Origin of the sequence: Desulfovibrio sp. Huiquan2017, from assembly GCF_017351175.1 — a bacterium.
GTDB lineage: Bacteria > Desulfobacterota > Desulfovibrionia > Desulfovibrionales > Desulfovibrionaceae > Pseudodesulfovibrio.
On record NZ_JAFMPN010000004.1, the window covers coordinates 193,717 to 210,849 of the forward strand.

The 17,133-nt window shown below is 63.9% G+C and carries 18 protein-coding genes; 14 read left to right on the forward strand and 4 right to left on the reverse strand.

Translation table 11 applies throughout. The features are described from left to right. The first annotated feature begins 64 nt into the window (after nucleotides 1-64). Entirely contained in the window at nucleotides 65-2,281 is a 2,217-nt protein-coding gene (gene recQ, locus J0909_RS04645; RefSeq protein ID WP_207260894.1) for a DNA helicase RecQ, read from the forward strand. On the opposite strand, the gene J0909_RS04650 is transcribed toward recQ, so the two are convergent. Then, nucleotides 2,236-2,766 carry a GNAT family N-acetyltransferase gene (locus J0909_RS04650; RefSeq protein ID WP_207260896.1) on the reverse strand — a complete coding sequence of 177 codons (531 nt, stop codon included), beginning with the start codon at nucleotides 2,764-2,766 and terminating at the stop codon, nucleotides 2,236-2,238. The two genes, recQ and J0909_RS04650, sit on opposite strands and share 46 nt — an antisense overlap. A 58-nt stretch (nucleotides 2,767-2,824) precedes the next feature. On the opposite strand from J0909_RS04650, the gene J0909_RS04655 reads away from it, so the two are divergent. The 3 genes from J0909_RS04655 to J0909_RS04665 all read left to right on the forward strand — a co-directional run bounded on the left by J0909_RS04655 (nucleotide 2,825) and on the right by J0909_RS04665 (nucleotide 6,050). After that, entirely contained in the window at nucleotides 2,825-3,253 is a 429-nt protein-coding gene (locus tag J0909_RS04655) for a MarR family winged helix-turn-helix transcriptional regulator (RefSeq protein ID WP_207260898.1), read from the forward strand. Nucleotides 3,254-3,329: 76 nt separating this feature from the next. Then, nucleotides 3,330-5,828 carry a heavy metal translocating P-type ATPase gene (locus J0909_RS04660; RefSeq protein WP_207260900.1) on the forward strand — a complete coding sequence of 833 codons (2,499 nt, stop codon included), beginning with the start codon at nucleotides 3,330-3,332 and terminating at the stop codon, nucleotides 5,826-5,828. 24 nt (nucleotides 5,829-5,852) lie between these two features. Beyond that, on the forward strand, nucleotides 5,853-6,050 hold the full coding sequence (locus J0909_RS04665; protein WP_207260901.1) for a heavy-metal-associated domain-containing protein: 198 nt from the start codon (nucleotides 5,853-5,855) through the stop codon (nucleotides 6,048-6,050). Here J0909_RS04665 and J0909_RS04670 read toward each other — a convergent pair. The 3 genes from J0909_RS04670 to mnmL are packed head-to-tail and all read right to left on the reverse strand — an operon-like array spanning nucleotide 6,047 to nucleotide 7,829. Then, nucleotides 6,047-6,331, reverse strand: coding sequence for a hypothetical protein (locus J0909_RS04670; RefSeq protein ID WP_207260903.1), 285 nt, complete (start codon nucleotides 6,329-6,331; stop codon nucleotides 6,047-6,049). The genes J0909_RS04665 and J0909_RS04670 overlap by 4 nt on opposite strands. A gap of 17 nt (nucleotides 6,332-6,348) precedes the next feature. After that, nucleotides 6,349-6,852, reverse strand: coding sequence for a methylated-DNA--[protein]-cysteine S-methyltransferase (locus J0909_RS04675; protein WP_207260905.1), 504 nt, complete (start codon nucleotides 6,850-6,852; stop codon nucleotides 6,349-6,351). Next, a complete protein-coding gene (gene mnmL / locus J0909_RS04680) occupies nucleotides 6,849-7,829 on the reverse strand; it encodes a tRNA modification radical SAM protein MnmL/YtqA (RefSeq protein ID WP_207260907.1) in 981 nt (326 codons plus the stop codon). The genes J0909_RS04675 and mnmL overlap by 4 nt, the downstream gene beginning before the upstream one ends. A gap of 180 nt (nucleotides 7,830-8,009) precedes the next feature. Here mnmL and J0909_RS04685 point away from each other — a divergent pair, with 180 nt between their 5' ends. The 10 genes from J0909_RS04685 (at nucleotide 8,010) to atpA (ending at nucleotide 17,131) form a co-directional block, all read left to right on the forward strand. Beyond that, nucleotides 8,010-9,053: a rod shape-determining protein gene (locus J0909_RS04685; RefSeq protein ID WP_286181771.1), complete on the forward strand. Its 1,044-nt coding sequence runs from the start codon at nucleotides 8,010-8,012 to the stop codon at nucleotides 9,051-9,053. A gap of 87 nt (nucleotides 9,054-9,140) precedes the next feature. Further along, nucleotides 9,141-10,064: a rod shape-determining protein MreC gene (gene mreC, locus J0909_RS04690; RefSeq protein WP_207260909.1), complete on the forward strand. Its 924-nt coding sequence runs from the start codon at nucleotides 9,141-9,143 to the stop codon at nucleotides 10,062-10,064. Continuing rightward, on the forward strand, nucleotides 10,048-10,533 hold the full coding sequence (locus J0909_RS04695; RefSeq protein ID WP_207260911.1) for a hypothetical protein: 486 nt from the start codon (nucleotides 10,048-10,050) through the stop codon (nucleotides 10,531-10,533). The genes mreC and J0909_RS04695 overlap by 17 nt, the downstream gene beginning before the upstream one ends. Next, nucleotides 10,517-12,391, forward strand: coding sequence for a penicillin-binding protein 2 (gene mrdA, locus J0909_RS04700; protein WP_207260912.1), 1,875 nt, complete (start codon nucleotides 10,517-10,519; stop codon nucleotides 12,389-12,391). Before J0909_RS04695 ends, mrdA begins: the two co-directional genes overlap by 17 nt. Then, entirely contained in the window at nucleotides 12,381-13,493 is a 1,113-nt protein-coding gene (rodA, locus tag J0909_RS04705; protein ID WP_207260913.1) for a rod shape-determining protein RodA, read from the forward strand. The genes mrdA and rodA overlap by 11 nt, the downstream gene beginning before the upstream one ends. Nucleotides 13,494-13,548: 55 nt before the next feature. Then, a complete protein-coding gene (locus J0909_RS04710; RefSeq protein WP_207260914.1) occupies nucleotides 13,549-13,923 on the forward strand; it encodes a bactofilin family protein in 375 nt (124 codons plus the stop codon). Nucleotides 13,924-14,046: 123 nt separating this feature from the next. Then, the gene (locus J0909_RS04715) at nucleotides 14,047-14,469 is read left to right on the forward strand and encodes a F0F1 ATP synthase subunit B (RefSeq protein WP_207260915.1); all 423 of its coding nucleotides are present in this window, start codon (nucleotides 14,047-14,049) and stop codon (nucleotides 14,467-14,469) included. 19 nt (nucleotides 14,470-14,488) lie between these two features. After that, complete coding sequence (gene atpF, locus J0909_RS04720) at nucleotides 14,489-15,070, forward strand: F0F1 ATP synthase subunit B (protein WP_207260916.1); 582 nt, start codon at nucleotides 14,489-14,491, stop codon at nucleotides 15,068-15,070. Next, nucleotides 15,067-15,618 (forward strand): ATP synthase F1 subunit delta, encoded by a 552-nt coding sequence (gene atpH / locus J0909_RS04725; RefSeq protein WP_207260917.1) that lies wholly within the window; start codon nucleotides 15,067-15,069, stop codon nucleotides 15,616-15,618. Before atpF ends, atpH begins: the two co-directional genes overlap by 4 nt. Before the next feature lie 4 nt (nucleotides 15,619-15,622). Beyond that, on the forward strand, nucleotides 15,623-17,131 hold the full coding sequence (gene atpA, locus J0909_RS04730; protein ID WP_207260918.1) for a F0F1 ATP synthase subunit alpha: 1,509 nt from the start codon (nucleotides 15,623-15,625) through the stop codon (nucleotides 17,129-17,131). Nucleotides 17,132-17,133: the final 2 nt, after the last annotated feature.

A 17,133-nucleotide genomic window follows, 5' to 3' on the forward strand; every position in this document is an offset into this window, starting at 1 on the left:
AGTCAAACCCGGCCCCATTCAAGACCATTGCCATCCCACCCCCTTTGCCCTAGGTTGGCCTTCCATGTCCGAATTCGATCCCAGCGCGCGCGAAATTCTCTCCACGGTCTTCGGCTTTCCCGCATTCATCGGGTTGCAGGAGGCGGTCATCGACCATATCCTGCGCGGCAACGACGCGCTGGTGCTCATGCCCACGGGCGGCGGCAAATCCCTGTGCTATCAGATCCCGGCCATGCTCCGGCCCGGCGTGGGCATCTGCGTCTCGCCGCTCATCGCCCTCATGCAGGACCAGGTCCAGGGACTGGCCCAGATGGGCGTGCGCGCCGCCTGCCTCAACTCCGCCATGGACCCGCGAACCTCCCGCGACATCGAGCAGATGGCCCTGGACGGACGGCTCGATCTGCTCTACGTGGCTCCGGAACGGCTTTGCAGGCCCGGCTTCCTGGACTTCGTCGCCCGTTGCACCCCGGCCCTGTTCGCCATTGACGAGGCCCACTGCGTATCCCAGTGGGGGCATGACTTCCGTCCGGAATACACCCAACTTTCCATCCTCAAGGACCGTTTTCCGGACGTGCCGCGCCTGGCCCTGACCGCCACGGCGGACAAACCCACCCAGGCGGACATCGTCAGCAACCTGCGCCTGGAGAACGCCCGCGTCTTCGCCACCGGTTTCGACCGGCCGAACATCACCTACACCGTGGTCCCCAAGAAGAACCCCACGCGCATGCTGAAACGGTTCATCGAGGAAAACCACCCGAACGACGCGGGCATCGTCTACCGGTTGTCGCGCAAAAAGGTCGAGCAGACCGCCGAATTCCTCTGCAAGAACGGCTTCAACGCCCTGCCCTACCACGCCGGGCTGTCAGCCCACGAACGGTCCGCGAACCAGGACCGGTTCATGCGCGAGGAAGGGGTGATTATGGTCGCCACCGTGGCCTTCGGCATGGGCGTGGACAAGCCCAACGTGCGCTTCGTCTGCCACCTGGAACCGCCCAAGTCCCTGGAGGCCTACCACCAGGAGACGGGCCGCGCAGGACGCGACGGCCTGCCCGCCTCGGCCTGGATGTGCTACGGCATGCAGGACATCGCCATCCTGCGCTCCATGATCGACTCGGGCGAGGCCGTGGACTCCCGCAAACGCATCGAGCACGCCAAGCTCGGCTCCCTGTTCGCCTTTCTCGAAACCTCCTCCTGCCGCCGCCAGGCGCTGCTGGCCTATTTTGGGGAGCACATCGAACCGTGCGGCAACTGCGACAATTGCCTGAACCCGGTGGAGACCTTTGACGGCACGGTCATCGCCCAAAAGGCGCTATCCAACATTTTCCGCACCGAGCAGCGGTTCGGGGTCAACCACCTGGCCCAGGTCCTGACCGGGGCCGTCACCGACCAGATCGTCCGCTTCCATCACGACCGCGTGTCCACCTACGGCATCGGCGGGGACATGAGCCCGGACGAATGGAAATCGGTCTACCGCCAGCTTCTGGCCGCCGGACTGTGTTCGGTGGACCTGGAGCGCTTCAATGCCCTGACCCTGAACGAACGATCCTGGCCCGTGCTCAAGGGCCAGACAGCGGTCCGTCTGCGCAAGGACCCGGCCCTGCCCGCTCGGGCCTCGAAAAAGAAGCGCCGCGTCCCGGCCCTGGCCGAAGACGTCCTGACCAATTGGGAGGCCGAGGCCCTGTTCGACAAGCTACGCGACCTGCGCATGGAACTGGCCGAGGCCCAGTCCGTGCCGCCCTACGCCATCTTCGCGGACAGGACCCTGCTCGAATTCGTCCGCTACCGGCCGCGCGATCCCGAAGAGTTCGCCTGCATGAGCGGCGTGGGCGCGAGCAAGCGGGAGCGCTTCGGCGAAGCCTTCCTGGCCTGCCTCAAGGCCCACGAGGACGAGCACGGCAGACCTGCGACCGTCCCGGAGATCCCCGGGGAAGTCCGCGAGGCCAAACGGCGGGAAGCGGCGGAAAAGCCGGACTTCACGGCCACGGCCCAGACCAGCCTGGACCTCTTCTTCGAACACGGCGACATCGACGCCGTGGCCGAGGCGCGCGGGCTCAAGCCCTCCTCCATCTGGCGGCATCTCATCCTGGCCGTGAACATGGGAAAAATCGACTACCGCCGCGCGGCCAACCTGCCGGACGAGGAATTGAAAAGAGTCGAGGACGCCATGCGCGGCTTCCGCGCCAAGGGCGTGACCGCTCTGGGACCGGTTTTCGAATCTCTGGGCGGAGAATACCCCTACGACTTGATCCGCCTGGTGGCTGCCGGACTGAACCGGGCCTGACGGTCCAATTCGAATTTCTGTTCGATAACGGGCGGCCCCCAGCCGTCGCCCTCGGCTTCCTCGACCAGCACGAATCCGCACCGCTCGTAGAGCCTCCGGGCCGCGTCCAGCCCGGCGAAGGTCCACAGGTGGACCGAGGCGAAGCCACGCTCGCGGCAAAAGGCCACGGCCCGTTCAAGCAGGGCCGCGCCCACGCCCCGGCCCCGGCAGGACTCGTCCACGATGAACCAGCGCAGCCGGGCGCCCCCCTCGCCCGAACGCGTGCCGTCCACGGCCACCGCTCCGACGAAACGCCCGTCCGACTCCGCCCACCAGAAACCGTCGCGCGACGGTGCGAACCCCGCCGCGAACTCGGCGACCTCGCGCTCCACCTGCGCCTCGAAGCGCCCGTCAAAGGCCCAATGGCGCGCATAGTATTCGACGTGCAGCCGAACCACCATGTCCGCCTGGCTCGGATTGCCCGTATGGATGATTGCATTCGTCATGGTTCAACCCTCCGGCGAACAAGTTGACTTTGTCAACTATTTTTCGCAGGATTCATCCATGAGCACCCGCACCCAGATCGACCGTTTCCGCCATTTCAACCGCTTTTACACCAATTACACGGGCCTGCTCGGCAGCCACCTGTACGACAGCCCGGTGAACCTGAGCGAGGCCCGCGTCCTGTTCGAACTGGACAGCCGCCCCGGGATATCGGCCAGAGACCTGGCGGCGCGCCTCGGCCTGGACAAGGGGTATCTGAGCCGCATGCTCAGGCGCTTCGTCGACCGGGGTTGGCTCGCGGAGCGCCACTCGCCGGACGACGCACGGGCCAAGGAGTTGCGCCTGGACGAAGCCGGGACCGCGCTCATGGCCGAATTGCACCGGGCCGCTTCCGACCAGGCAAAGCGCGCTCTGGCCGGGCTTTCCCCCGAGGACCGCGCCCGACTGCTCGAGGCCATGCGGGTCATCGAGTCCGTTTTGGCCAAATAAATATCCCCCGCCACCCCCCTTGCCAAAAACGCCTCCAGTGTCCATATTGGACCCACCATTGAAAAAGGTTATCAACATGAAGAAAGCAACGGCACAGGTAAAAGGAATGCACTGCGCGGCCTGCTCGGCGCGCATCGAACGGGCGGTGGGAAACATGGACGGCGTCGATGACGCGGCCGTGAATCTGGCCGCCGAAACCATGGCTTTGTCCTATGATCCGGACGCCGTGTCCCTCGACGCGGTGGGCAAGCGGATCAAAGATCTCGGTTTCGAGGCCGAGTTCCAGGACGCACCCGAGCCCGAAGCGCCCGGGCTGGCGGCCCTGAACCTGGACATCGGCGGCATGCACTGCGCCTCCTGCTCCTCGCGCATAGAACGCGTGGTCGGCAATCTGGACGGCGTGGACGCGGCCTCGGTCAATCTTGCCGCCGAGACCGGCAAATTCGTCTTCGATCCCTCTCTGGTCTCCCGGCGCGAGATTCGCAACGCCATTGCGAACGCGGGCTTCACTTCCGAAGAGCGCTCCGAGGCGGGCAACCTCTTCGAAAAACGCCGCCAGGAGGCCCTGGACCGCCTGAACGCCCAGAAAAAGGCGCTCATTCCGGCCTTCCTCTTCGCCCTGCCCCTGCTCATCCTGTCCATGGGCCACATGTGGGGCATGCCCCTGCCCGCCTTCCTCGACCCCGCGCATTCGCCCGCGACCTTCGCCCTGGCCCAGCTCCTGCTGACCCTGCCCGTGGTCTGGTCGGGCCGCAATTTTTATCTTCACGGCATCCCGGCCCTGCTGCGCGGCGGACCGGACATGGATTCCCTGGTGGCCATGGGCACGGGCGCGGCCTTCCTTTACTCCCTGTGGAACACCCTGGCCCTGCTCTTCGGGCTCGGCGACCCGCACATCCTGGCCATGGACCTCTACTACGAGTCCGCCGCAGTGCTCATCGCCATGATTTCCCTGGGCAAGTACTTCGAGGCGCGCAGCAAGCTCAAAACCTCGGACGCCATCCGAGCGCTCATGGAACTCGCCCCGGACACCGCCACCCTGCTCAAAGACGGCGAGCCGACGCCCATCGCCGTGGCCGAGGTGGAACCCGGCGACCTGCTGCTCATCCGGCCCGGCGAACGCATCCCGGTGGACGGCACCGTGACCGACGGCCGCTCCGCCGTGGACGAATCCATGCTCACCGGCGAACCCATGCCCGTAAGCAAGAAGGTCGGCGACACGGTCGCGGGCGGCACGCTGAACACTTCGGGTGCGCTGACCATGCGCGCCGACCGCGTGGGCAATGACACCGTGCTCGCCCGGATCATCAAGCTCGTCCAGGAGGCCCAGGGTTCCAAGGCCCCCATCGCCAACCTGGCCGACCGCATCAGCTATTACTTCGTGCCCTCGGTCATGCTCACCGCGCTGGTCGCCGGACTGGCCTGGTACTTCATCGGCCAGGCGGGCTTTCCCTTCTCCCTGCGCATCTTCGTGGCCGTCATGGTCATCGCCTGCCCCTGCGCCATGGGGCTGGCCACACCCATGTCCATCATGGTCTCGGCAGGGCGCGGCGCGCAGCTCGGCGTGCTCGTCAAGTCGGGACTGGCCCTTGAGGAAGCGGGCTCCCTGGACACCGTGGTCTTCGACAAGACCGGCACCCTGACCCACGGCCACCCCCAGGTGACCGGCATCACTATGGTCCGGGGGACCATGGCCCAGACCGAGGCCGTTTATCTGGCCGCCGCGGCCGAGAGCCGGTCCGAACACCCCCTGGCCCAGGCCATTGTGCGCTACGCCAAGAAAAAGGGCCTCGACTTTCCCGCGCCCGACGAGTTCGAGGCAATCCTGGGCAAGGGCATCAGAGCCAAGATCGGTTATCGCGAGATCCTGATCGGCAACTGGGCGTTCATGCAGGAGCAAGGGCTGGGCTTCGGCGCGGACGGCATCGCCGAGGAAGCCGTGAACGACTATGAAAAACAGGGCGCGACCGTGGTCTACTTCGCCTCGGAAAACAAGCTCAACGCCCTGTTCGCCATCGCCGATGAAATGCGCGACGAAACCCCCGAGGTCATCGCCGCCCTGAAGAAGGCCGGACTGACCCCGGTCATGCTCACCGGCGACAACGAGGTCAACGCGCGGGTCATCGCCGAACGGGCGGGCATCGACCAGGTCATCGCCGGGGTCCTGCCCGACCGCAAGGCCGAAGAGGTCGCCCGCCTCCAGGACGAAGGCCGCATCGTGGCCATGGTCGGCGACGGCATCAACGACGCCCCGGCCCTGGCCAAGGCGGACATCGGCATCGCCATGGGCTCGGGCATCGACGTGGCCGTGGAATCCGGCGACGTGGTCCTCATGCACTCGGACCTGCACGCCATTCTGACCGCCCTGCACCTCTCCCGGGCGACCATGCGCAACATCAAGCAGAACCTTTTCTGGGCCTTCGCCTTCAACGTCATCGGCATCCCGGTGGCCGCAGGCGTGCTCCACATCTTCGGCGGACCGACCCTCAATCCCATGATCGCGGGCACCGCCATGGCCATGAGTTCCGTGACCGTCGTCACCAACGCGCTCAGGCTCAGATTCTTCAAGGGATAAAAACACCAACGAAAGGAGTCCATTATGGCAACCGTAAAAGTCAAAGGCATGTCCTGCCAACACTGCGTGAAGTCCGTCACCGAAGTCATGGAGAAACTGGGCGCAAAAGACGTGTCCATCGACCTGCCCACCGGCGACGTGACCTACACCGAACCCGCCCCCATCAACAAGGACGACATCAAGGCCGCCATCGACAAGATCGGCTTCGAATACGTGGGCTAAGGCTCGATCCGAAGCCAGAACGGCCTGCGCGCGTCCGACCAATTGACGCCCCAGGCACCCAATGCTCCCAGGGCCAACGCAAAGAGAAGCCCGGATTCCAGGGCAAGGTTGTGTCCCACGAACAGACCGACAATGAAAAAGCCGAAGGCCATGCGCTTTATACGGCGTTTGACCACAAAGACGCCACCGCAGCCGGTGCAGACGCTGGCTCCGGCAGGTACTTCGGTAGTGCAAAAGGGACAATCTGCGTCATGCTGTAACGGGTAATAATCGTAATTCATAACGATCTCCCGGCCGGTCATTCCAAACCGGGCAACAGGCCCTGCTCCGCGCCTTCGAGGCGGAGCAGGGCTTTTTTCATCTCGATGCCGCCCGAAGCGGAGAAGCCTGTCATGGCCCGGTTGGCCCCGACCACGCGATGGCAGGGATAAAGCAGCGGAAACGGGTTGGCGGCCATGGCCCGCCCCACGGCCTGCGCGCCCTTGGGGCGACCCAGGAGGGCGGCCATTTCGCCGTAGGTCCGGGTGGCGCCCGGCGGGATGCGGCGCAGTGCGTCCAGGGCGGCCTTCTGAAATTCGCTCAGGCCCGAGAAGTCAAATGGCAGGTCCGGCCAATCCGGGGGACAGCGGGTCTCGTAGCGCAACAGGGCGGCCTTGAGGGCCCGGGCCTCGCCGGACAGGATATCCGTCTCCCGCGAGTCGGCGGCCCAGGCCAACTCGATACGGCGGACCAGCCCGTCCCGCCAGTCAAGGCGCAGGGCGAAGGTCGCGCCGCACACCCATTCGCGTTGCGGACGGCTCATGCCTTGTCTCCAACTTCCGGGCCGAACCAGTCCGGCGGCCCGCTTTCCGCTCCGTTGAGCTTGCCCTGCCAGATGTCTTCCGCTTCGAAGTAATCGCGGACGGCGTTGTGCATGCGGCGCATGTTGCCCGCCCAGTCCGGGGCCAAAAGTTCGCCCGAAGCAGGATTGCCGTTCAAACGGTGGATGACAACGCGCGGATCTAGGCGCATGATAGATTCGCCGAGCCAGCGCAGATACTCCGCCAGGGTGGGTGGGACGTACCGCCCCGACTCGTACCAGCGGGCCAGGCGCGTGCCCCGGCAGACGTAGACGTTGTGGAATTTGACGCCGCCCACCGGGAGCGCGTTGACGAAGGCCACGGTGTCGAGCAGTTCCGCGAGCCCCTCGCGGCCGTCCCGGGTCGGCAGTCCGGCCATGACATGGGCGACCACGGTCAGACCGCGCTCGGCGGCGGCCCGGGCGGCCCCGGCGAAGGCGGCCGCGTCGTGACCCCGGTTGATGTGCGCAAGCGTCGCGTCGTTGGCCGATTGCAGGCCGAGTTCGAGAAAGACCTCGGCCAGGCCGAGCCGTTCCCGGCTCCGGGCCAGCAAATCGAGCTTTTCCGCGTCCAGGCAGTCGGGCCGGGTCCCTATGGCCAGGCAGGTCAAGCCGGGCAGCCCCCGGAGCTCGTCCAGGACTTGGGCAAGCCTGGCGGCCGGACCATGGGTGTTGGAATAGGATTGCAGGTAGGCGGTGAATAGCGACAAATGGTGTTTTTCGACGTGAATATCGCGCCAAAAATCCCATTGTTCACGGATGGATAAGCCCCTTTCAAGCAGCCCGGAGCCCGAACCGGCGGGGTTGCAGAACACGCATCCTTCGCGCGACAGGGTTCCGTCCCGATTGGGACAGGAAAATCCGGCATCCAGGGGGATCTTCTGGACCCTTTCTCCGAACCGCCGCCGAAGGTGGGCGGAAAGTCGATGGATGCGCACCATGATGTTTTTTAGAAAATCTTGAGAAAAAAATGGCAAACCAGTGCTGGCATATTGCTAGACCCGATTTCATTTGGTACGAATCTTCAGTTGATATTGTACGCTAGCGCACTTCTCGCTTATTGGAAAGCGCGTTCCACGCATAGGTTTCTGACAAAGTTCTGAATTTCGAACGGGGGGTACATGGGTAACCTGCTCAACAAAATTATCGGCTCCTTCTCCAATGACCTGGCCATAGACTTGGGTACGGCCAACACCCTGGTCTATGTCAAGGGCAGGGGCGTCATGCTCTCGGAGCCGTCCGTAGTGGCGGTCAAAAAGGACTCGCGGGGCGGCAAAACCGTCCTGGCCGTAGGCGGCGAAGCCAAGAAGATGCTCGGCCGCACGCCCGGCAACATCGTGGCCATCCGGCCCATGAAGGACGGCGTCATCGCCGACTTCGAGGTTACCGAGGCCATGCTCCGCCACTTCATCTCCAAAGTCCATAACTCCCGCCGCCTGGTCCGGCCGCGGATCATGATCTGCGTGCCCACGGGCATCACCCAGGTGGAGAAGCGCGCGGTCAAGGAATCGGCGCAGTCCGCCGGAGCGCGCGAGGTCTACCTCATCGAAGAGCCCATGGCCGCGGCCATCGGCGCGAACCTGCCCATTACCGAACCGACCTCGAACATGATCGTGGACATCGGTGGCGGCACCACCGAAATCGCCGTCATCTCCCTGTCCGGCATCGTCTACGCCCGAAGCGTGCGCATCGGCGGCGACAAGATGGACGAGGCGATCATGCAGCACGTCAAACGCAAGTACAACATGCTCATCGGCGAATCCACGGCCGAACAGATCAAAATCCACATCGGTTCCGCCTACCCCTTGGGGGACGAGGAGCCGATCATGGAGGTCAAGGGCCGCGACCTGGTCACCGGCATCCCGCAGAACCGCCCCATCACCGCCGAAGAGGTCCGCGAGGCCATCTCCGAGCAGGTGGAGGGCATTGTTCAGGGCGTGCGCATCGCCCTGGAACAGACGCCGCCCGAACTGGCGGCGGACATCGTGGACCGGGGCATCGTCCTGACCGGCGGCGGCGCGTTGCTCAAGGGGCTCGACCAGCTGTTGCAGCACGAGACCCAACTGCCCATCACGGTGGTGGAGGACCCGCTGACCGCGGTGGTCCTCGGTTCCGGCAAGGCGCTGGACAACATCGACCTGTACAAGGACATCACCACCGACTAACGGCATGGCCCGATACCGGATTATTCGAAAGCGCACGATTGCCGAAGCCGCAATTGTGCGCTTTCATAAGTTGATAGGGAAAGACGCATGAGAGGACTCAAGAAGATCGCCATCCTCATCGTGGCCTGCCTGTTCGTGTACCTGTCCCTGTTCACCTGGAATCTGCGCACGGGCCATCTGGACGCCCTGTCCTCCCACACCGGGCTGGACATCTCCGGGATCATCCTCAAGCCCGGCATCTGGGTCGCGGAACAGGTCACCGGGTTCTGGCACCGCTACATCTATCTGGTTGGATTGAAGCAGGAGAACGACAACCTGCGGGCCGAGGCCGCCGAACTGCGGCGGGCCAACATGCTCATGGGCGCCCAGGCCCGGTCCGCCTCGCGCCTGGAAGCCCTGCTCGACTTCAGCTCACCGAGAAAATGGGCCTTTTCCGGGGCCCGGGTCATCGGCCAACGCATGGGCCCGGCGGGCGCGCTGGACACTCTGGTGGTGGACAAGGGCAAGGCCTCCGGCGTGACCGACGACATGCCCGTGGCCTCCCTCAAGGGCATGGTCGGGCGCATCCTGCGCTCGGGCGTGGCTACCTCCACGGTCCTGCTCCTGACCGATCCCAACAGCCGCATAGCGGTCATCGGGGCCAACAACCGCTCGCCCGGCATGCTCTCGGGCCAAGGGTACGGCGAGCCGCTGCAACTGCGCTACGTCAATCAGAACGCGCCCGTCGATCCCGGCGAGCTGCTTCTGTCCTCGGGACTGACCGGCATCTACCCCAAGGGGTTGCCCGTGGCCCGGGTGACCAAGATCCGGCGGTCCGACATATCCCTGTTCTTGACGGTTCAGGCCGAGCCCCTGGTGGACGTGGCCGGCCTCGAAGAGGTGCTGCTGCTCAGCCGGGAACCGGAACCCGCCGTGGAGGCAGGGACCGGCGACACGGCCGCACCCGACGCCCAGGCCCAACCCGACGACACGGCCGGGAAGGAGGACGCGCGCGGTGCTGCCGACCAATAATCCTCTGGCCGTGCTCTGGTGGGGCGCCTACACCCTCCTCGGCGTGTGGGCCCAACGGACCGTGCCGGGCATCGACTTCTTTGCCCCGGCCCTGATCGTCTCCCTCCAGGAGGAAGGCGGCCAGCGCACCGCCGTGCTGGCCGTCGTCTGGATGCTCCTGGTGGAGGGCGCGGGCAACCTGCCCTTCGGCTACGCCCTGGGCTGCTACGGCCTGCTGACCGCGGCCTACTTCGCCGGACGCTGGCTCTTCGAGGCCCGCTCCTATCTGTTCATGGCCCTGCTCGGCCTGTGGCTGGGCCTGCTCCATCCGGCCCTGATCTATGCAGTGTCCTTCTTGGCCGACCTGGACGTCTCCATGCGGCCCATCCTGATCCAGGGCGGCATCCAGGCCGTGGTCTTCCCCGTGCTCTGGTTCCTGGTGGACCATTTCTTCCCCGAGAGGTTGCGGCAGGATGTCAGACCTTTATAACGAATCCGAACAGCAGGCCCCGCGCTCGGGCCTGCTCCTGCTCCAAGTCCTCATCCTCGGGCTCTTCTGCCTGTTCGCCGTGCGCCTCTGGTACCTCCAGATCCACCGCGGCGAGGAGTACCAGGTCAAGGCCCTGGAAAACCAGTTGCGCCAGGAATCCATCCCCTCGCCGCGCGGGCTCATCCGCGACCGCAACGGCGACCTCCTGGCCGTGAACGAACCCGCCTACGCGCTGGGCATCATCCGCGAGGACTGCCCGGACGTAGACCGCCTCGTGCACCAGATAGCGACCTGGACCGGCAAAGACTATTTCGAACTCAAGACCCTGTACAACAAGAACCGCAAACGGGTGAAACCGTTCGAGCCGCTGATCATCGTCCCGGACCTGACCTTCGCCCAATTGGCCGTGGTCGAGACCAACAAGCTGCGCTGGCCCGGCCTGGAAATCCAGTTCCGGCCGCGCAGGCTCTACCGCTACGGCACCCTGCTCGCCCATGTGCTCGGCTATGTGGCCGAGGCGGACGAAGAGGATCTGAACAAGCGGCCCGAGCTGGCGCTGGGCGACTACGTGGGCAAGCAGGGCATCGAGTTGATGCTCGAAGACCGCATGCGCGGCATCAAGGGGCGGACCCAGTACCAGGTGGACGTCAACGGCCGCCGCCTCAAGGAGCGCATCCTCAAGCATCCCCAGGCCGGACGCGAGATATCCCTGTCCATCGATCTCGAACTGCAAAAGCTGTGCATGGACTGGCTGGCCGAGGAGGCGGGCGGCGTGGCCGTCATGGACGCCGACACCGGCCAGCTCTGGGCCCTGGCCACGGCCCCGTCCTACGACTCCAACGACTTTTCCTCGGGGTTGAGCTCCAAGCAGTGGGCCAAGCTGCGCGACGACCCCCTGCATCCCATGCAGAACCGGGTCATCCAGTCCGTGTATCCCCCGGGTTCCATCTTCAAACACGTGGTCGCCGGGGCCGGGTTGCACTACGACATGATCGACCCCAAGGAAACCGTGTTCTGCTCCGGGTCCATGAAGCTCGGCCGCCGGATCTTCCGCTGCTGGCGCAAGGGCGGCCACGGCAAGGTCGACCTCCGGCGCGCCCTGATCGAGTCCTGCGACGTCTATTTCTACAAACAGGGCAAGAAGCTGACCGTGGACCGCATGAGCGCATTCGCCAAAGCCGTGGGCTTCGGCGAGAAAACCGGCATCCGGCTGCCCCACGAGAAGGCCGGCAACATCCCCACCCGCGAATGGAAGCTCAAACGGTTCGGCGAATCCTGGCAGGGCGGCGACAACCTGAACATGGCCATCGGCCAGGGCTTCACCCTGGTCACGCCGCTCCAGGTGGTCCGCTTCTTCGCCGGGCTGGCCAACGGCGGCAAGCTGCTCAAGCCGCTGCTGCTCAAGGACGAGAAGACCGACATCCAGGCGCGCATCCCGCTCAAGCCCGACCAGCTCGAACTGCTCCGCCAGGGACTCATCGACACCGTGGAGGACGCGCACGGCACCTGCCGCCGCATCCGCACCAAGGGCGTGACCGTGGGCGGCAAGTCCGGCACGGCCCAGGTGGTCCGGCTGACCGACGAGCTCAAAGCGCTCAAGGATGACGATATCCCCTATAGATTCCGCGACCACGCCTGGATGGCGGCCATCGCCGAAAAGGACGGCCGCCGGTTCGCCATCGCCTGCCTGGTGGAACACGGGCTGCACGGCGGGTCCGGGGCCGGCCCCATCATCAAGGCGGTCATCGACTACCTCTTCGAAGGCAAGATCACGCCCAATCCCGAGGAGCGGAAGGCCAAGGCCCGGGCCGTGCGCGCCCTGTCCCTCAAGCACAAGGAGAAGCGCCATGCCCATTGACCGCCGACTGCTCTTGTACATTAACTGGCCGCTTTTCGGTCTGGCCGTGATCCTCTTCCTCATCGGCGTACTCAACCTCTACTCGGCCAGCGGCACCCGGCTCGAAGCAGGCATGAACATGGCCCCCTACTACCACCGCCAACTGCTCTGGGGGCTCATGGGCCTGATCGGCATGGTCGTCTTCATGTTCTTCGACTACCGGCACCTGAAGACCATGGCCTGGCCCCTGTTCTGGATCACGGTGATCCTGCTGGTGGCCGTGTTCTTCGCGGGCAAGACCATCTACGGTGCGCGGCGTTGGCTCGACCTCGGATTCATGAACTTCCAGCCTTCGGAACTGGCCAAGATCGCCATTCTGATCGTGGGCGCGCGGATATTGTCCCGGGAGCGCGAACCGCTGAACTTCATCCGCCTGGCCTACGTTCTCGGCGTGGGCCTGGTCCTGGCCGGGCTGATCATCAAGCAGCCGGACCTGGGCTCGGGGCTGTCCATCCTGATGATCCTGGGCGGCATGATCCTCTTCCGAGGCGTGACCGCGCGGGTCTTCAAGACCTGCCTGGTGGCCATCCCCTGTCTGCTGCCCCTCTCCTGGTTCTTTCTCCATGACTACCAGAAACAGCGGATCATGACCTTCCTGGACCCGACCACCGACCCCCTGGGCGCGGGCTACCACATCATCCAGTCCGAGATCGCCATCGGCTCCGGCGGGTTCTGGGGCAAGGGATTCCTGGAAGGCACCCAGTCGCAGTTGCGCTTCCTGCCCGAACGCCACACGGACTTCGCCGTGGCCGTCTTCGGCGAGGAATGGGGCTTTGTGGGAACCATGATCCTGCTGACCCTGTTTTGCGTGTTCCTGTACCAGTTGGTGGTCATCGCCCGGGACGCGCGCGGGCTCTTCGGATCCTACCTTTCCGCAGGCGTGTTCTTCTATTTCTTCTGGCAAATCCTCATCAATACGGGTATGGTCCTCGGGCTGATGCCAGTGGTCGGCATCCCCCTTCCGTTCATCAGTTACGGGGGCAGCGCGACCTTGGTGAATTTTTGCCTCGTCGGGCTTGTACTCAATGTGTCGATGCGCCGATTCCTGTTCAAGCAGGCTTGATCGACACGGATCACGCCCCTTTTTTCACAACCAGGTTTTCCAGGAGCATATTTGCATGGCCAGAGATGAGATCAACGCGTTTTTGGGGGCGGGGACCAATTATCACGGAAAGTTGCACTTCCAGGGTGCGGTGCGCATAGACGGCAACTTCCAGGGCGAAGTGGTCTCCGAGGGAACGCTGGTCATCGGTCAGGAGGCCGTGGTGGACGGCCAGATCAAGGTCGGCCAGCTGGTGCTTTCCGGCAGGCTCAAGGGCGAAGTCGAAGCGAAGAACAAGGTCGTCTTGCACAAGACGGCGAATTTACAGGGCAATATCAGGACTCCGGTCCTGGTGGTCGAGGAAGGCGCGGTGCTTGAGGGCCAACTCGTCATGGGCAGCCTGGACACCGCCGCGGGCGTAACGCCGCAAAAGGAAACCGATCAGTCCTGATTGGTTTCGGAAAGGGCGAATTCGCGTGGGTTCAACGGCAAAAAGCCTTTGACACAACGCGCGAAATTGGGTAATTCCCAGTGACTTTGCGCCAAAATTCACAACCTCATCGGGGGCATAGGTATGGTTTTACCTGACAAAACAATCTTTATCCAGGGTCTGAACTTTATTGTCATGATCTTCTTGTTGAATGTCGTGCTGATCCGCCCGATCCGCGAAATCATCAAGAAACGCAAGGGGTTGATGGCGGATCAAATGGACAAGATCGAAGGTTTCAACGCCAGCGCGGCGGAGAAGGTGGCCGACTACGAGGCCCAGCTCATCCAGGCGCGCAAGGAAGCCGGAGAGATCCGCAACACCGCCAAGGATGAAGGCGTGGCCCAGGAACAGGCCATGCTGGCCGAAGCGGGCAAGGAGGCCTCGGGGCTGATCAAGGCCGCCCGCGCCGAGATCGAGTCCGAGGTCAAGGTCGCCATGGAGCAGCTGTCCAAGGACGTGTACGACTACGCTGAGCAGGCAACAGGCAAGATCCTGGGCCAGGCTTAGACGAGAGGAGGGGTTCATCTTGAAACGGACGTATGTGTTTTTTGCGGTCCTGCTGACCGCCCTGGCTGTCTCCTCGATCGCCTTCGCCAATGAAGGGGGAGGCCATCACGCGCTTTTCACGGCCGCGAACATAAAGGATTACGGCCTGCGCATCCTCAACTTCGTGATCTTCGCATGGCTGCTCTACAAGTTTGCGGGCGCCAAGGTGAAGGACTTCTTCGTCGGACGTCGCGACGGCATCAAGCAGGATCTGGACGACCTGCAATCCCGTCAGATCGAAGCCGAAAAGAAGCTCAAGGAAGTCGAGGCCAGCATCGCCAACATGGCGCAGGAAAAGCAACAGATCCTTGACGACGCCAAAGCGCAGGGTGAGGCCATCAAGACCGCCATCATCGAGAAGGCGAAAAACGATGCCGTCGCGCTGACCGAACAGGCAAAGCGCACCGCTTCCAACGAGGCGCAGGCCGCCGTCGAGACCATCCGCGCCGAAATGGCCGAAATGGTCATCGCCGCCGCCGAGAAGATCGTCGCCGAGAAGCTGAGCGCCCAGGATCACGACAAGCTCGTGGATGACTATTTAACAAAGGTGGTGCTCAATTGATCGGTAACGTAGTTTCCCGCCGTTACGCCAAGGCACTCTTTGCCGTCGGCGCCGCCAAGGGCGAGGCCGAGCAGGTGAAATACGGCGAACAGCTTGCGGCCGTCAGCGCCTCCATTGAGGAGGCTCCCGAAGCCATGGCCTTCTTCAAGAACCCGGCCTTCAGCGCCGAGGAGAAGAAAGCCGTCGTCACCAAGCTGGTCGAGAAGATGTCGTTGGACCAGATGGTCAAGAACTTCTGCGACCTGCTGGCCGATCGGGGCCGGGTCGAGATGCTCCCCGCCATCGCCTCCGATTACAAGGCTATGATTGATGCCGTCTCCGGCGTCGTCACCGGTGAACTCGTCACGGTGAGCGAACTCAACGCGGAAAGAAAATCTGCAATCCAGGCCCAGCTGGAGAAACAGGCCGGCAAAAAGCTGGAACTGTCCTTCTCCACCGACGAGTCCATTCTCGGCGGCATCGTCCTCAAGGTCGGGGACCGGGTAATGGACGCCAGCCTCAAGGCTCAGCTGCAGATTTTAAAAGAAAATATTAAAAGGGGTGAGTAGGGCAATGCAGATCAAAGCAGAAGAAATCAGCAAAATCATTCAGGACCAGATTCAGAATTACGAATCTCGTGTTGAAATGAGCGAGACCGGCACCGTCCTCTACGTCGGCGACGGCATCGCTCGCGTGCACGGCGTCGAAAACGTCATGGCCATGGAGCTGCTGGAATTCCCCGGCGGCCTGATGGGCATGGTCCTCAACCTCGAAGAGGACAACGTGGGTGTCGCCCTGCTGGGCTCTGACACCGGCGTCAAGGAAGGCGACCCGGTCAAGCGTACCGGCCAGATCTACTCGGTCCCGGTCGGCGACGGCGTCATGGGCCGCGTGGTCAACCCCCTGGGCGAGCCCATCGACGGTCTGGGACCCATCGAATCCACCGAGACCCGTCCCGTGGAAATGAAGGCCCCCGGCATCATCTCCCGTAAATCCGTCCACGAGCCCTGCTACACCGGCCTGAAAGCCATCGACGCCATGACCCCGGTCGGCCGCGGTCAGCGCGAACTGGTCATCGGCGACCGCCAGACCGGCAAGACCGCCGTCTGTGTGGACGCCATCCTGGCCCAGAAGACCACCGACGTGCATTGCTTCTACGTGGCTATCGGCCAGAAGAAGGCCTCCGTCGCCCTGGTCGCCGATGTGCTCCGCCAGCATGGCGCCATGGAATACACCACCATTGTTTCGGCCACCGCTTCCGAGCCCGCCCCGTTGCAGTACATCGCAGCCTACACCGGCGCGACCATGGCCGAGTTCTACCGCGACAACGGCAAGCACGCCCTGATCTGCTACGACGACCTTTCCAAGCAGGCCACGGCCTACCGCGAAATGTCGCTGCTGCTCCGCCGCCCCCCGGGACGTGAAGCTTTCCCCGGCGACGTCTTCTACCTGCACTCCCGTCTGCTGGAACGCGCCTGCAAGGTCAACGACTCCCTGGGCGCCGGTTCCATGACCGCCCTGCCGGTCATCGAAACCCAGGCCGGTGACGTGTCCGCGTTCATTCCGACCAACGTCATCTCCATCACCGACGGCCAGATCTACCTGGAGCCCAACCTGTTCCTGTCCGGCGTCCGCCCGGCCATCAACGTCGGCCTCTCGGTCTCCCGCGTCGGTGGTTCCGCCCAGATCAAGGCCATGAAGCAGGTGGCCGGTACCCTGCGCCTCGACCTCGCCCAGTACCGCGAGCTGGCGGCATTCGCCTCCTTCGGCTCCGACCTGGACAAGGCCACCCAGACCAAGCTCAACCGCGGCGCCCGCATGGTCGAGCTGCTCAAGCAGCCCCAGTACCAGCCGCTGACCGTCCAGGAGCAGGTCTCCGTGCTGTACGCCGGTACCCGCGGCTTCCTCGATGATGTCCCGCTTGAGGCCGTCATGCGCTTCGAAGCCGAGTTCCTTGAGTACATGCGCAATGCCAAGTCCGCCGTTCTCGACGCCATCGCCGAGAAGGAGAAGATCGACGACGCCGTCGAAGCTGACCTCAAGGCCGCTATCGAAGAGTTCAAGAAAGGCTTCAGCGCTTAACC

Bases quoted from the DNA above. Each gene is read 5' to 3' on its own strand.
- atpA (WP_207260918.1), top strand. From the start codon at position 15,623: ATGCAGATCAAAGCAGAAGAAATCAGCAAAATCATTCAGGACCAGATT.
- rodA (WP_207260913.1), top strand. From the start codon at position 12,381: ATGCCCATTGACCGCCGACTGCTCTTGTACATTAACTGGCCGCTTTTC.
- J0909_RS04655 (WP_207260898.1), top strand. From the start codon at position 2,825: ATGAGCACCCGCACCCAGATCGACCGTTTCCGCCATTTCAACCGCTTT.
- mnmL (WP_207260907.1), bottom strand. From the start codon at position 7,829: ATGGTGCGCATCCATCGACTTTCCGCCCACCTTCGGCGGCGGTTCGGA.
- recQ (WP_207260894.1), top strand. From the start codon at position 65: ATGTCCGAATTCGATCCCAGCGCGCGCGAAATTCTCTCCACGGTCTTC.
- J0909_RS04650 (WP_207260896.1), bottom strand. From the start codon at position 2,766: ATGACGAATGCAATCATCCATACGGGCAATCCGAGCCAGGCGGACATG.
- J0909_RS04675 (WP_207260905.1), bottom strand. From the start codon at position 6,852: ATGAGCCGTCCGCAACGCGAATGGGTGTGCGGCGCGACCTTCGCCCTG.
- J0909_RS04715 (WP_207260915.1), top strand. From the start codon at position 14,047: ATGGTTTTACCTGACAAAACAATCTTTATCCAGGGTCTGAACTTTATT.
- mrdA (WP_207260912.1), top strand. From the start codon at position 10,517: ATGTCAGACCTTTATAACGAATCCGAACAGCAGGCCCCGCGCTCGGGC.
- J0909_RS04660 (WP_207260900.1), top strand. From the start codon at position 3,330: ATGAAGAAAGCAACGGCACAGGTAAAAGGAATGCACTGCGCGGCCTGC.
- J0909_RS04685 (WP_286181771.1), top strand. From the start codon at position 8,010: ATGGGTAACCTGCTCAACAAAATTATCGGCTCCTTCTCCAATGACCTG.
- mreC (WP_207260909.1), top strand. From the start codon at position 9,141: ATGAGAGGACTCAAGAAGATCGCCATCCTCATCGTGGCCTGCCTGTTC.
- J0909_RS04710 (WP_207260914.1), top strand. From the start codon at position 13,549: ATGGCCAGAGATGAGATCAACGCGTTTTTGGGGGCGGGGACCAATTAT.
- J0909_RS04670 (WP_207260903.1), bottom strand. From the start codon at position 6,331: ATGAATTACGATTATTACCCGTTACAGCATGACGCAGATTGTCCCTTT.
- J0909_RS04665 (WP_207260901.1), top strand. From the start codon at position 5,853: ATGGCAACCGTAAAAGTCAAAGGCATGTCCTGCCAACACTGCGTGAAG.